The organism is Asticcacaulis sp. MM231, assembly GCF_964186625.1.
GTDB lineage: Bacteria > Pseudomonadota > Alphaproteobacteria > Caulobacterales > Caulobacteraceae > Asticcacaulis.
The window spans coordinates 325,960-339,838 of sequence record NZ_OZ075109.1; the positions used below are offsets into that span (position 1 = coordinate 325,960).

Here is a 13,879-nt window from a genome sequence, read left to right on the forward strand (position 1 = left end):
CCCGCAAATGACCCATGTTTCTGATCTCTATCGCCGCCTCGAAACCGAGTGTCCGGCATTTCAAGCCCGGGTCACTACGCGGGTGCTCGCGCGATACTACAATTCCTGGTTTCGGCCTTTGGGGATCACCGGTGAGCAGTTCAGCCTTCTGGTAGGGATTGGCGGCAGTCAAAAGCCGACGCTCGCTGAACTAGCGGCGCGCGCCGGGGTCGACGCGACCACTCTTAGCCGCAACGTGAAGAGCCTTGAGCGGCGGGATCTCGTTCGTAGTCATGGGGGACGTGGTCGAGCTGGCAAACGCCTTGTACTTACCGAGGGAGGGCAACGGCTGATGAACGAGTTGATAGCTGTTTGGGAGCTCGCCCAGGTTCATTTGGCTGGGACTCTTGGTGAGGAGCCATCGCGTGTAGCCCATAGTGCCATGTCCCGGCTCGCAATCGCGGCGGAAGCTGCCAACTCAGCTCATCTGCCAACTCGTTCCTCAAGAACTTAGATTTGAGCATCGGAAATTCTTGTGACATTACGGAAGATTGGTAATATTCCCCAATATGGTCATCGAAGGAAACATCGGCATGCAGTTGACGAAGCACTGGGATGTGGCCCTGGACTGAAGAAAGGTCGTGGATGTGTAGCGCCGGCAGCAAAGTGATGCGGCCACTTTCTTTATATGGGGGCATTTTCACCTGTATTCGTCGTCCCGCGATGTGCGCTGATGAACAGCGCGACGGCAGCGCGGCAATATGAGTTGATTTCGTAGTCGTTCTCAGCGCGCGCTGTATCAAAAGGGGCGACAGCCAGTAGGTCTGAGCCTTTGAAAAGCGCAGCAAACAGACGGGCGGATTGCGCAGGATCGGGTACATGTAAGACCGCCTTTGTATGTAACTGATTTAAAAGAGCTTCGAGCTGGGTGATGAAGCGTGCCTGACCGGCTTCGTAATAAAGCTTGCTCAGAGGCTCTCGGTTCGTCTTATCAACCATGATCATCGTCTCGACGCTGCGTACGTCCGAGCTCAATAAGAGGCGAAGCAGACTGGTGCCAACGGCCAGAAGCTGCTCCTCGGCCGATCCATCGCACCCCTCGAACAAAGATCGTGGCGCGAATGTATGACAGCGGGCAGCAATCGCTGCGCTGAACAACGCCTCCTTATTCTCAAAATGCCGATAGATACTGAGCTTGGATATCTTCGCGTGCTGGGCGACCTTGTCCATTGTGGTCGCCTGGAACCCCAAGTCTACAAAGAGGTCACAGGCCACATCGACTATTGTTTGTCCAAGCGCCTCGTTGGCAGGTCGGCCGCGGCGCCCTTGTTTTTTTTCGGTCATAATAATAACAGTACTTGACAGTATCCATATTGCGGATTTACGATACCGCTCAGTATCTAAACTACACGAACCGTTGGATCAGTGTCAACCATGTCTTCCAAATCAAATTTTTCCGGGCAGGTCGCTTTCGCAGCGCTGGCTTCGGCAACAATCCTGCTAAGTGCGTGTCATGCGCCGAACAAGGTGGAGAAGAGCGACCGCCATCGTGTGCTCGTTTTCCAGGTAGGCGCGGGGACAGAAGCAGGGACTGGCTATTCCGGCACCCTTCACGCCCGCGTCGAGCAAGACTTGTCCTTTCGCGTCGGTGGCCGAATCCTGGAGCGTAAGGTCAATGTTGGTGACCGCGTAACGGCGGGCCAATTGTTGATGCGCCTTGACCCTGTCGATTACGAAGATGCTGTCAAGGGTGCGGTGGCGGCGGTGTCCGCGGCTCAGGCCCAGGCAACACGCGCAAACGCAAGTTTTGAACGCTTGACCGCTCTTGCCGCATCCGGTTCGACCTCGGCGGACACCATTGAGCAGGCCAGGGCAGCCAAGGATTTGCTGACGCCAGCCTTAGGGCCGCTCAGGCACAACTCGCGACGGTCCGAAATCAAAGGGCCTATACTGAATTGCGCGCCGACGGCGCCGGCATTATCACAGCGATCCCGGCAGAAGCCGGCCAGGTGACAGGCGTCGGTCAGCCAGTGATACAAATCGCCATGGCCGGCCCGCCTGAAGCGGTGGTCGGCCTGCCGGACGGACGCCACACACCCGGAGAAATCGCCACCGTCACCGTTTTTGGTGCGCCATCGGGCACGCATACAGCTCGCCTTCGCCAGATTTCTGCATCGGCCGATCCGTCGACGCGCCTCTTCGAGGCGCGCTATGTCCTAGACGCCACCTTGGCCGACGCCCCCCTGGGATCCACAGTGACAGTAATACCGTCCGTTGCCCCAGCCTCGTCCCCGGGACTCGACGTACCGCTGTCCGCGCTTGTCGATAAGGGTGCGGGGACGAGTGTATGGACCATCGACGCGAAGGGGCGGGTGACCTCGCAACCTGTCAAGGTCTCGCGCATCAATGAAGAGACGGCTTCGATCACCGAAGGTCTGTCGCAGGGCGACGTCATTGTCGCCGCCGGGGCGCAGTTGCTCCATGAAGGCGAAGTGGTATCGCCCGTCCGTGGGGGTGTACTGTGAGTTTCCCCAATCTTTCCGCGCTGGCTGTCCGCGAGCGTGCCGTGACCCTCTTTCTGATTCTGGCCGTTCTCGCGGCCGGGGCCTTCGCCTTCGTCAAACTCGGGCGGGCTGAAGATCCGCGCTTCACTGTCAAGATCATGACGGTGACGGCCGTGTGGCCCGGCGCGACTGCCAGGGAAATGGACGAAAACGTCGGCGACGTTCTAGAAAAGCGCCTTCAGGAGCTCCAGTACTACGACCGTGTCGAAACCACGGCGCAGCCGGGGGTGTTGCAGGCCAAGGTCATCCTGAAAGATTCAACGCCGCCGTCCGCCGTGCCGGACCAATTCTACCAGGTGCGCAAAAAGCTGTCCGATGAAGCCCGCAACCTGCCGAATGGCGTCTATGGCCCGTTCTTCGATGATGAATTCAGCGATGTCTATTTCTCTCTCTATGCTGTCCAGGCAAAGGGATTGCCCAATCGCGATCTCGTAAAGCGGGCCGAAGATCTCAGGCAGCAATTGTTGCAGGTCCCCGGTGTCCAGAAGGTCAAAATACTCGGCGAGCGGCCTCAGGCGATATATGTCGATATACCGCAGGCCAGGCTGGCCACTTTGGGTGTAACTGCGCAGGACATTGTCAACGCCCTGCGGGGGCGAAACGATGTCACTCCGTCTGGTTCTATCGAGACGTCGGGGCCCAGGGTGCAACTCCGTCTCGACAGTGGACTGACCTCCCTCGACGATGTCCGCAATGTCACACTTAACGTTCGGGGCAAGCTTCTCAAGATCGGAAATTTTGCTGATGTCCGTAAAGGCTACGAAGATCCTGCGACTTTTGAAATCAACCATGCCGGGCAACCGGCTGTCGTCCTCGGCGTCGTCATGGCCCCGCGGTACAATGGGCTGACGCTCGGCAAGGCCTTGGATAGCGAAGAGCAAACCTTGCGTGCCCTGCTTCCCCAAGGGCTAACAATCACCAAGTTTTCGGATCAAGCAAAGGCCATCCACCATTCCGTCGACGAGTTCATGATGAAGTTCATGATGGCGCTTGGCGTCGTGATGCTTGTCTCCCTGGTCGCGCTCGGTTTCCGCGTCGGTCTGGTCGTTGCCGCCGCCGTGCCCCTGACGCTTTCCATCGTGTTTATCATCATGCTGCTAACTGGCCGCGATCTCGACCGTGTGACGCTCGGCGCCCTGATCATTTCGCTTGGCCTACTGGTCGACGACGCCATCATCGCCATCGAAATGATGGTGGTCAAGTTGGAGGAGGGGTATGACCGGATCAAGGCCGCGACCTTTGCCTGGACCACCACTGCCGCGCCAATGCTCTCCGGTACGCTCGTGACCATATTGGGCTTCATCCCTGTAGGCTTTGCGCAGTCGTCGGCCGGGGAATATGCCGGCAATATCTTCTGGGTGGTCGGTTTTGCCCTTATCACCTCGTGGGTGGTGGCCGTCACCTTCACGCCGTACCTTGGTGTTGTCATGCTCCCGAACATCAAGCCGCGACATGATCACGACTCCATGTATGCTACCAAGACCTATACCCGGTTCCGTAGCCTGGTACGGATGGCGATCGATCGCCGCGGCATTACCATCGGCGTAACGATCGGCCTGTTCCTCTTGTCCGGCGCGGGCATGGTCCTGGTCAAGAAGCAGTTCTTCCCGAACTCGGACCGCACGGAACTAACCGTTGAGATCAAGATGCCCGTCGGATCGGCCTTCGAGGCGACCAAAGGCCTGACACGCCTGCTTGAGGCGGACCTGCAGAAGCAGCCCGAAGCCGCCGATGTCTCGGCCTATATTGGTCAGGGTGCCCCGCGCTTTTTCTTCTCGTTAAATCCTGAACTGCCGAACCCGGCCTATGCCCAGGTCGTCATCCAGACGAAGGATGTCGAGGCCCGCGGTCGGCTCAAGGCCCGCATCCGTCAGTGGGCGAATGATGGTCGCTATCCCGAGGCTCGGATACGTGTGACACAATTCCTCTTCGGGCCGCCTGTTCCCTATCCCGTGCTGTTCCGCGTCGCCGGGCCTGAGGAAAGCGGAATCATGAAGATCGCCGAACAGGTCAGGGGCGTCATGCAGCAGAACCCCGATGTTCTCGATCCGCACCTCGACTGGGGCGACAAGACGCCTGTCATGCACTACGCCATCGACGACGCCCGCATGGCTCAGCTCAATCTGACCCGGCAGTCTGTGGAGTTGCAGATGCAGGGCCTGGTGTCCGGTGTTCAGGCCACCCAGATCCGCGACGGAACACGGACGATAGGCGTCGTGCTGCGCACGCCTGAAAGCGATAGACGGTCCCCGGCCAATCTGACCGGTCTGACGGTTACCAATACCCTTGGCCAGGCCATTCCGCTCAGCGCCGTCGTTCACGCGACCTTCGCTAGCGAAGGTCAGCAGATCAAGCGCTACGACCGCGACCTCTTCGTCGCCGTACAGGGCGACGTGCGCGACGGAGTCCAGCCGCCGGACGCCACGGCAAAGCTGTTGCCAAAGCTTGCGGCCATCAAGGCCAACCTACCTGCGGGCTATCGCATCGATACTGGTGGCTCGGTGGAGGAAAGCGCCAAGGCCAACGTCGCACTCGCCGCTGTTGTGCCCGTCATGATCCTGTTGACGTTGGTCGTGCTGATGATCCAGGTTAGGGCCTTCTCCACCATGTGGATGGTCTTTGCCACCGCGCCACTCGGTCTGGTGGGCGCCGTACCCACCATGCTGATCTTCAACCAGCCCTTCGGCTTCAACGCCATTCTGGCCCTGATCGGGTTGTCCGGCATCCTGATGCGCAACACCCTGATTCTTGTCCAGCAGATCAATGACAACAAGGCGCAGGGGGCCTCCGACTACGATGCCGTCGTCGAAGCAACCGTCCGTCGCGCGCGTCCGGTCATTCTGACGGCCGCCGCCGCTATGCTCGCCTTCATTCCCCTGACCCATTCGGTCTTCTGGGGCGCCCTGGCCTTCGTCCTGATTGGTGGCGTCGGCGTTGGCACCGTGCTGACGCTTGTCTTCCTCCCGGCCCTCTATGCCTTCTGGTTCAAGGTCCGTAAGCCGCAAAGCGAGATCTCTAATGCTTAAGTTCCAGATCCTACTCCCGACATTAGCTGTGCTCGCGGCGTGTTCGACCCCCACCGCCCGTCTTCCCGTAGCACCGTCACCTGTCAGTTGGCCTGTGGCAAGCGATAGCGCACAGCTCCAGGCAAAGGCGTGGTGGACGCAAGGTGCTGACCCGATCCTTCTGGACCTGATCGCCGCTGCCAACCACGACAGCCACAACATCAGGATGGCCGAGGCAAGGTTAAAGGAGGCTCGCGCCTCTCACGTTACGGCACGCTCACTTCTCTTCCCCGATATCAGCGCTACGGGTGCCGAGCAGCGTGGCGATGTGGGTCTGACCTACAATTACAAAACGATCGACATCACGCAGGGACAGCTCAATGCCAGTTATGACCTGGACCTGTTCGGTGGCCTCAAGGCGCGCTCAAAGGCCGCCGGCGCTGCGGCAAAGGCCGCAGGTGCCTCTTTGGATGATGTTCGCGGCGCTGTGCGCCTCGAAATCGTGGCAACCTATATCGGTTTGAGACAATGCCAGCAGGATCTCGAAAGTTTCCGGACAATGGCTTCCGCCGCACATGAAATCTCCGCAAGCTATGAACAGCAATGGCGCAAAGGGCTGATTACCCAGGGGCAATTCCGCTCGTCGGAGATCGAAGCGAGAGCCGCCGATACGGGTGTCAGCCGGCTGACCGAGGCCTGCGAACAGTATGTCAACGCCATCAGCGTGCTGGCGGGCGACGACCAGATGCACCTGAGAGAGCGGCTTTTGGCTATGGGGGCAGTTCCGGCCTTGCGTCACCCGGACACGACCGATGCCCCCATGAGCATCCTGCGTCAGCGCCCGGATATACAGGCCGCTGAGGCGAACCTGACGGCCGCGAGGGCTTCGACGCGTTCGGCCCAGGCCTCGTTGTTTCCTGATTTATCAATCACTGCCTTTTACGGCAATCAGGATACCAGTGTCAGATCGTCGTTCGACGTATGGAACACGGCCGCATCTGTGTATTGGCCACTCCTGAATTTCGGCCGGATCAAAAGCCAAATAGATATGGCATCGGCGCGCGAGGTCGAGGCCTATGAAGGTTATCGCCTGACCGCCGTTGCCGCGCTCGCCGACGTGCGTACGAAGTTGAGCGCAGTCGAACAGGCGGACCGGCGCCAAAGCCTGGCCTCGGCTGACGTTCAGTCTTCAAACCGACAGCATGGCGAAGCCACGCAGCAATACCAGGTGGGTCTCGTTCCGAAGATCGCCTATTTGGCCTCGGTCATACGCAATGAGCAGTCCCGTCGGGCGCTGATAGATGCCGATGCTGAACGCTCGATCAGGGCGGCGGCACTTTACCGGGCCGAAGGGCTCTAGCCGTTACCTCATTGAACAGTCTAAAGTTTTAAGGATTGAACTATGTCAAAGCACAAAGTCGTCGTCATAACCGGGGCGTCGTCCGGGATCGGGGAGGCGACAACCCGTCTCTTGTCTGAAAAAGGATTCCGGGTTTATGCAGGCGTCAGGAATGTCGAGCGCGCAAAGCCGATGCTGAACGTTCAATACGGGTATCTCGACGTGACGAATGAAGCCTCTGCCGTTAAGTTTGTCGATTGGGTCCTGGCCGAAGCGGGACGGATCGACGTCCTGATCAACAATGCGGGCGGATCCTTGGTCGGGCCTGTAGAGAAGACATCGGTCGAGGAAGCTCAGTCCTTATTCGACACGAATGTGTTCGGTCCTTTACGGATGGTCCGCGCTGCCTTGCCGTCGATGCGCAAGGCTCGATCCGGATTGATCATCAATATCAGTTCTGTTCTCGGCTTCTTGCCGGCACCATTCATGGGGCTCTATGCCAGCAGCAAACATGCCCTGGAAGGATTGTCTGAGTTCCTCGATCACGAGGTACGCGAATACAATGTCCGTGTTGTTTTGCTCCAACCATCGTTCACGAAAACGAACTTCGATACCAATGCGAGGTTGGTGGGCGAGCCATTCGGTACGTACGCGCTCCGAGCCGAGGCGGTCATGAAATCCGTGCTGGCGCAGATCAAATTGGCGCCTGCGCCTGAGGCTGTCGCACAGAAGATTCTGACGGTAATCGATGCGCCTTATCGGATGCGCCAGCCGGCCGATGGTCGCGCAAAACTGCTGAGCCGCTTACGTCGCTTCATGCCGGCGACCGCGGTTGATGGCAGCCTGCGTAAAAGTTTTGGCTTGGGTAAATAGTGGCATCAATCCATGTAGCGGGCGCTGGCTGGTTAGAAATGGTGGCCTGCGTTCAGGACACAACATGTCATGACTAATCATGAACCCAATGTGGTTTCAGACTTCCCGAGGGGGGATGGCTCGGTTCCGAGATTTGTTTACGAGCGAAATCTCTAAACGCCTGGACCTTGAGACCGGCAGCAACTATCAGCCCACCAGGGCCTTGGTCAAGTCAAGGCAAGCCGACAGCATGCCTTGTCAGGAGCGTTCAAACCTCCACAGTGACCGGTGCCTAGCCTCTTGAGTTAGGCGGTACGCCCCAAAGCATCGTTCGTTAGCAACTCAACACGGGGCAACAGGCGACTTTGAATGACAAGTACCGCAGCGCCCAACGCGGCCGCATCCTTCGACGTCGTAGAGGGTTCAAACCGCGTCAGAGGGATAGCGCCTTCTTGCGCAGCCGTTCGGATATTAAGGGCATCGCATAGTTTGATTGTGATGAAGTGCGGTAACTGGCCGCCTATGAAATGGACATTCGGGCTCAGGATGTAGGTAATCGCCAAGAACGGCTGAAGCATCGCATCTGCAGCCATCTCAACCCACGCATCGATGGCTGGCTGCATAGCCTGATCGGACTCGGAGAGGTCGTCTGGACTATCTACGGCAATGCCGTACTTTTCGAGCTCCACATAGAGCGCGTATAGCGAAACGACGTTCCATAACGTGCCAGGACTTCCATCTCTCAGCACAATCGGAATATTGCCGATTTCGCCTGCATGCGTGAGGCTGCCGGCGTAGGATCTGCCGTTAATGATCAGCCCGCAGCCAAGGCCTGCGCTGATCAAAATATAAACGAAACTGGTATGGTTGATACCTCTACCGAACTGCGCCTCGCCAATGGCCGCCGACGTCGCGTCGTTTTCACGATATACGGGCATCATCAGCGCTGCTTGCGCCGCGCCTAAGAAGTCAAACGACGACCATTGATCGTAATCCTTTGGGCGTTCGGCAACTTCCACCCCCCCTAGTCTGTCAGGAATCGCAACGCCTAGACCAATGAGGCGCGACTTGGGGATGAGGTTTTTTTTCAAAATGTCATCGATTGATATCCTAAGGAATTCAAGAACATCATGCGGCAAGGCAAAATGCTTGTCGGCGTAGATGCGATATTTGACCTCTCCGGACAGATCCATCAAGACGAGCGTCATGTGGTCGCGATCGATGTTAAGACCAAGGGCGAAGGCGCCGTCAGCTTTGATGGCGACGCGTGTGGCGGGTTGACCGCGTCCGCCGCTGGTGCGTCCGACTTCAGAGATTGTACCCTCATCAATCAAGCGCCGGCAAATATTGAAAACGGACTGGTGCGACAATCCAGTCAGCTTTGCCAGCTCAAGGCGGGTTACGTCGCCCTTGGCCCGAATAGCTTGCAAAACAACTCTTTGATTGTAGTCTCCCGCCTTGGACAGGTTCGTTCCCGACAGTCCATCAACGCGACCTGTTGACGTTGGGGTCTTATGCGCCATGCAGGGAATTCCTTGTACAGTTACATATCATCCGTTCATCCCTAGACCATCGTTCAGCATTCGCAAACCCTGTTAGGGCGCGAGTCGCGCGAACAGCATGGCCGCTTCTGGCAGCCCAGCTTTCTGCCATTTGAGCAGGTGAAATTCCGCCCTTAGCCCTTCGCTTTGTCCTTCGCTTTCATATTTAAGGCAACCTTGCCGGGAAATAAATTACGACGTTTCAACATAGTGTTACCGCGATGTTAGCGCTACCTGTCATGGGGTGTGACTCAAAAGTCACGCCAAAGAAACTGCCTTGATAGCGCTGTCAAATATCATAAGTAGCTGTAAAATAATAATTTTTTATACAATGGCAATCATTAAAACAATTTGAACAATTTAATTTGCCAGTCTCTAAAATCGGGCGTAAGCATGCTTTTAACGGCAGCCGGATTTCGCAGCCGTAATAAAATGTTTCAAACCAGGGAATGACATCATGAGATCTCATACGAAACGCTACCTGGCGTTGCTGACGGCTGCGTCCGGGTTGGCGATGCTGATGGGCACCGCTGCCGTGGCTCAGGAAGCCGCACCTGCGCAGACAACAGATGCTGATACGGTCGTTGTCGTTAAAGGTATCCGCGCCTCGCTGAAGCGCGCCGTTAATCTGAAACGCAACGCCGACCAAGTCATCGATTCCGTGTCTTCTGAAGACATCGGCAAGTTTCCCGACGCGACCATCTCCGATTCTTTGCAGCGTATTCCTGGCGTCCAGGTACGCCGCGAAGCGGGAGAGGCCGGCGCCGTGAATATCCGCGGCCTTCCGCAGGTGGCCACGCTGTTGAACGGTGAAGCGTTTCTGGGCGCCAATTCGATCACCAACGTGCAGCCCAACTTTGGCGACATCCCGTCGCAACTCATGTCGGGCGCTGACGTCATCAAGTCGACAACCGCAACCCAACTGGGCGCCGGCATTACCGGAACTGTCAACCTGAAAACCTGGAAGCCCTTCGACTTCAAGACGGGGGTAACGGTAACGGGTGCGCTTGAAGGAACCTACGGCGACCAGACCCAAAAGTGGGAACCGAACGCCAATGCTCTTGTGAGTTGGCGCAACTCCGATTTTGGCGCCTTGCTGTCGGTGGCCTATTCGGACATCACCGCTGCCAATCAATATAACGGTATGAACGGAAATTCGGGTTGGGCCGGGAAGGCTGGCGAAAACTGGGCTTTCGCCACGCCGAGTTTTGCACCGAATGGCTACAATACCACCGGTGGCCTGGCCTTCATGAACGGCGACCAGAATGGCAACGGCGTGCTGAACGACGAATTCGTCTCCTATGAAGGTCACGTTGGCTTCAACAAGTCGACCGAGCGCAAGCGTCTGGGCGTCAATGCCGCCTTCCAATGGATGGTGAGCGATGCCCTGCACGTCAATGCAGAGTATTTCCACACGGATCAAACCCAGTGGAACCGCCAAGTTGGCATTGATGCTAAATCCAAGTGGGCAAGCTGGGGCTGGTTCAGCCCGGTGAACGCCACCGACACTGGCTACAGCGATAATGGTAACGAGCTCTATACCGTCCAGACCTACAAACTGAACGCGCTGCGCCTTGGCACCTATACGGAAAACAATCGGTTCGATTCCAAGTCAGACAACTTCAACCTGGCCGTCAACTATGACAACGGCGGCGCCTTCAGCTTCACGGCTCGTGTCCTGCACGCCAAGGCCACACAGCTCAATATCAATTCCTATGCCGGCCAGAGCCTGGGCACCGAGTACCAGTATTCTGACGGCCCGAATCCGGCAACGAACGACCTCGATACAGTCGGACTCAACCATTTCCCCGATGGCAACCATGTCACCAACCCAACAGGCTTCAGTGGTCTGCAGGTCATTACAGTCGATTACCGCGGTGATTCACCAGCCTGGAGTGGTTTGGATTCGGCGCTTCTTGGCAACAAGGCCAACTATGTCATGGACGGGGCTTCGTCGGAAAACAATTACGATCGTACCTCGACCATGGACGTGGCGCGCTTCGATGGTCACTACAAGTTCTCGGAAAATCTCCGGATCGATTTCGGCGCCCGTTTCTCTGACCGCGATATCAAGAACGATGCCTTTGACTACCTGGCTCCCCTCTACAAGGACTACTCGGCGGTAGGCACGGGCGCGCTCAATGGTGCAGGGTGTCTCGTCAAGTGGAAGTCCACCGATGTTGTCCTCAATGGCGGCGATGGCAATGCCGGCTGTCATGCCGGCGACGCGGGCGGCTACTTTACGGCTTCGAAAGGGATTCCTTTGACGGCCTATGGCAGCGACGTCATTGCGATCAACAATTTTGGTGGCATCAGCGGCATCCCCACGGCCTACGCTATTGACCCGCATGCCATGGATGACCCTTTGGCCTGGCATGAAAAGTACTGGCCCGGTGAAACCCGTGTCGCCAACCCGGGTGCTTCCTATCAGGTCGGCATTAAGCAGACCGGCGGCTATGTTCAGGCTAACCTCAACGGGGATGTCGGCGTACCTTTCCGCATGAATGCCGGTCTTCAGGTGATCACGACAAATCTTGATGTCATTCAAAATCTGCCGGGCGCATCTGGTCTTTACGGTGCTGCCAACGTCAACAACGGCACCAAGGAAACCAAGCGAAAGTTCACCGATATCCTGCCCTCGATCAACATGTCGTTTGATATCCGCGATGACGTCAAGCTGCGCGCTGCCTACGCTCGCAACATGACCATTTTGGATGCGGCACAGTGGGGCGGCGCTCTGTCGCTCTACTACGCAAAAGATCCGGTGACAGGCAACTTCCTGGTTACCGGCGGCAATGAATCGGGCAATCCCAACCTCGATCCCTGGCGTTCGAGCAATTATGACCTGTCCGTCGAATGGTATAACGCACCGGGTTCGCTGTTCAGCGTCGGCCTCTTCTATGTTGATATCGACAGCTTCATAGAAAACGTGAGTGTGCAACGCGACTATCCCGATCAAACCGGTGGCGGCCACCGCGTCGTGACCATCAACACGTCAGGTCAGGGCGACGGCGGCACGCTGAAAGGCATCGAGCTGAACGCCAAGCAAGCGTTCACCTATCTGCCGGGCATCTGGTCGAATTTCGGTGTTGATGCCAACTACACCTATTCCCCTTCGTTCTCAGGCAAGAAGGATCTGAACGGCGACGATTTGCCATTCCAGGACAACTCTGTCCATCAGGTGAACTTCTCGGTCTGGTATCAGAAGGGCCCGCTTCAGGCACGTATTGCGGATAATTACCGTTCCAAGCGCGCCGTATCGGCCGATCAATTGTGGGGTACGCCTGGCCTGGAGCTTTACCAAAAGCCGACCAACTATGTCGACGCCTCCGTCTCGTATGACTTTGCGCCCAACATGACGGCCTATATCCAGGGCTCCAACCTGACCGGTGAAAAGGAAAGCTACTACTTCCAGTGGGAAAATCAGTACGCTTACCAAAACATCTATGAAAAGCGGGTCACCCTGGGCGTGCGCGCCAAGTTCTAAACCTCTGACAGTCGTGTGCGCTCCCTGACACATGACCGTTGTAAGCGCCCTGAAGGAATCTTCAGGGCGCTTCTTTCCTTGACGTGTGAGCCTGGCTTTTATGACTTCGATCCCATCGATATCGGCGAATGATCTGTCGCAGGCAGCTTTCGATAAGATCGTCGGCGAGCGCCAGCCCGTCGTTCTTCGCGCCTTTGCCGGGGCCTGGCCTTCGGTTAAGGCCGCGATATCCGGCGATGAGGCCTTATGCCAATATCTCGCCCGGATGAGCGACAAACGGGCTTATGAAGTCCTGGTGGCTCCGCCCTCCGCCCGAGGGTTGTTTTTCTATGAGGCTAAGCTTCAAGGCTTTAACTTCAATAGGCAGAACGTGCCGCTTTGTACGTTTCTCGACCACCTTCTGGCCTTGCGCAACACGCTTGACGCGCCGACGCTTTACTTGCAGTCAACGCCGACCGCTGAGATTTTGCCCGCCTTTCAGGCCGAAAATCCCAATACTGTTTTGGGGGCTGAGGTTGGCCCCCGTGCATGGATCGGTAATGCGACACGTATTGCCACCCATTACGATGTGGCTGACAATGTCGCGGTCGTGGTGGCCGGTCGCCGCCGGTTCACACTCTTTCCGCCCGATCAGGTGAGCAATCTTTATGTCGGACCGCTCGATTTTACCTTGGCAGGTCAGCCGGTCAGCCTTGCCGATCCGGATGCGCCGGATTTCGAACGATTCCCGAGGTTTCGGCAGGCACTCGACGTGGCACGGACCGCTGAGTTGGACGCAGGCGACGCCATCTACATTCCGAGCCCCTGGTGGCATTCTGTGGCGGCGATGTCTCAGCTCAACATGCTGGTAAACTACTGGTGGCGTGATTATCCGACGGCTTGCGGCACTCCTTTTAACTGGCTGGTGCATGGATTGCTCAGCGTCCGCCACTTGCCGAAGGCGGAACGTGACGCCTGGCGCGCCATGGTCGACCACTATGTTTTCGAAGATCATGGCGATCCGGCAGCGCATATTCCAGTGTCGGCTAGGTCGGTGCTAGGCACCATGAGCAGCGATCTGGCGCGTCATTTAAAGCGTTGGCTGGCGAAGGAATTCAGCAAATGACGTGGGG

Annotated in this window: 9 protein-coding genes and 1 pseudogene; 8 read left to right on the forward strand and 2 right to left on the reverse strand. The window is 57.3% G+C overall.

Annotated features, from left to right (window positions below; translation table 11 throughout):
* The first annotated feature begins 7 nt into the window (after window positions 1-7).
* On the forward strand, window positions 8-493 hold the full coding sequence (locus ABQ278_RS18295; RefSeq protein ID WP_349322460.1) for a MarR family winged helix-turn-helix transcriptional regulator: 486 nt from the start codon (window positions 8-10) through the stop codon (window positions 491-493).
* 170 nt (window positions 494-663) lie between these two features.
* On the opposite strand, the gene ABQ278_RS18300 is transcribed toward ABQ278_RS18295, so the two are convergent.
* Entirely contained in the window at window positions 664-1,323 is a 660-nt protein-coding gene (locus tag ABQ278_RS18300) for a TetR/AcrR family transcriptional regulator (protein ID WP_349322461.1), read from the reverse strand.
* 90 nt (window positions 1,324-1,413) lie between these two features.
* Between ABQ278_RS18300 and ABQ278_RS18305 the strand changes: the two genes are divergently transcribed.
* The 5 genes and pseudogenes from ABQ278_RS18305 to ABQ278_RS18325 all read left to right on the forward strand — a co-directional run bounded on the left by ABQ278_RS18305 (window position 1,414) and on the right by ABQ278_RS18325 (window position 7,760).
* On the forward strand, window positions 1,414-1,992 hold the full coding sequence (locus ABQ278_RS18305; RefSeq protein WP_349322462.1) for a biotin/lipoyl-binding protein: 579 nt from the start codon (window positions 1,414-1,416) through the stop codon (window positions 1,990-1,992).
* Window positions 1,926-2,504, forward strand: a pseudogene (locus tag ABQ278_RS18310) (efflux RND transporter periplasmic adaptor subunit); the annotation flags it as partial. The gene ABQ278_RS18305 and the pseudogene ABQ278_RS18310, both read left to right, overlap by 67 nt.
* Entirely contained in the window at window positions 2,501-5,569 is a 3,069-nt protein-coding gene (locus ABQ278_RS18315; protein WP_349322463.1) for an efflux RND transporter permease subunit, read from the forward strand. The pseudogene ABQ278_RS18310 and the gene ABQ278_RS18315, both read left to right, overlap by 4 nt.
* The gene (locus ABQ278_RS18320) at window positions 5,562-6,908 is read left to right on the forward strand and encodes an efflux transporter outer membrane subunit (protein ID WP_349322464.1); all 1,347 of its coding nucleotides are present in this window, start codon (window positions 5,562-5,564) and stop codon (window positions 6,906-6,908) included. The genes ABQ278_RS18315 and ABQ278_RS18320 overlap by 8 nt, the downstream gene beginning before the upstream one ends.
* Before the next feature lie 42 nt (window positions 6,909-6,950).
* Window positions 6,951-7,760: an oxidoreductase gene (locus ABQ278_RS18325; protein ID WP_349322465.1), complete on the forward strand. Its 810-nt coding sequence runs from the start codon at window positions 6,951-6,953 to the stop codon at window positions 7,758-7,760.
* Between the two features lie 284 nt (window positions 7,761-8,044).
* Here ABQ278_RS18325 and ABQ278_RS18330 read toward each other — a convergent pair whose 3' ends face one another.
* Window positions 8,045-9,262, reverse strand: a complete 1,218-nt coding sequence (locus ABQ278_RS18330) for an ROK family transcriptional regulator (RefSeq protein ID WP_349322466.1) — start codon at window positions 9,260-9,262, stop codon at window positions 8,045-8,047.
* Window positions 9,263-9,737: 475 nt separating this feature from the next.
* On the opposite strand from ABQ278_RS18330, the gene ABQ278_RS18335 reads away from it, so the two are divergent.
* Window positions 9,738-12,767, forward strand: a complete 3,030-nt coding sequence (locus ABQ278_RS18335; RefSeq protein WP_349322467.1) for a TonB-dependent receptor — start codon at window positions 9,738-9,740, stop codon at window positions 12,765-12,767.
* An 85-nt stretch (window positions 12,768-12,852) separates the two neighbouring features.
* Window positions 12,853-13,872 (forward strand): cupin-like domain-containing protein, encoded by a 1,020-nt coding sequence (locus ABQ278_RS18340; protein WP_349322468.1) that lies wholly within the window; start codon window positions 12,853-12,855, stop codon window positions 13,870-13,872.
* Window positions 13,873-13,879: the final 7 nt, after the last annotated feature.

Coding starts and splice junctions, on each gene's coding strand:
- ABQ278_RS18295 (WP_349322460.1), top strand. CDS start 8: ATGACCCATGTTTCTGATCTCTATCGCCGCCTCGAAACCGAGTGTCCG.
- ABQ278_RS18300 (WP_349322461.1), bottom strand. CDS start 1,323: ATGACCGAAAAAAAACAAGGGCGCCGCGGCCGACCTGCCAACGAGGCG.
- ABQ278_RS18305 (WP_349322462.1), top strand. CDS start 1,414: ATGTCTTCCAAATCAAATTTTTCCGGGCAGGTCGCTTTCGCAGCGCTG.
- ABQ278_RS18320 (WP_349322464.1), top strand. CDS start 5,562: ATGCTTAAGTTCCAGATCCTACTCCCGACATTAGCTGTGCTCGCGGCG.
- ABQ278_RS18325 (WP_349322465.1), top strand. CDS start 6,951: ATGTCAAAGCACAAAGTCGTCGTCATAACCGGGGCGTCGTCCGGGATC.
- ABQ278_RS18330 (WP_349322466.1), bottom strand. CDS start 9,262: ATGGCGCATAAGACCCCAACGTCAACAGGTCGCGTTGATGGACTGTCG.
- ABQ278_RS18335 (WP_349322467.1), top strand. CDS start 9,738: ATGAGATCTCATACGAAACGCTACCTGGCGTTGCTGACGGCTGCGTCC.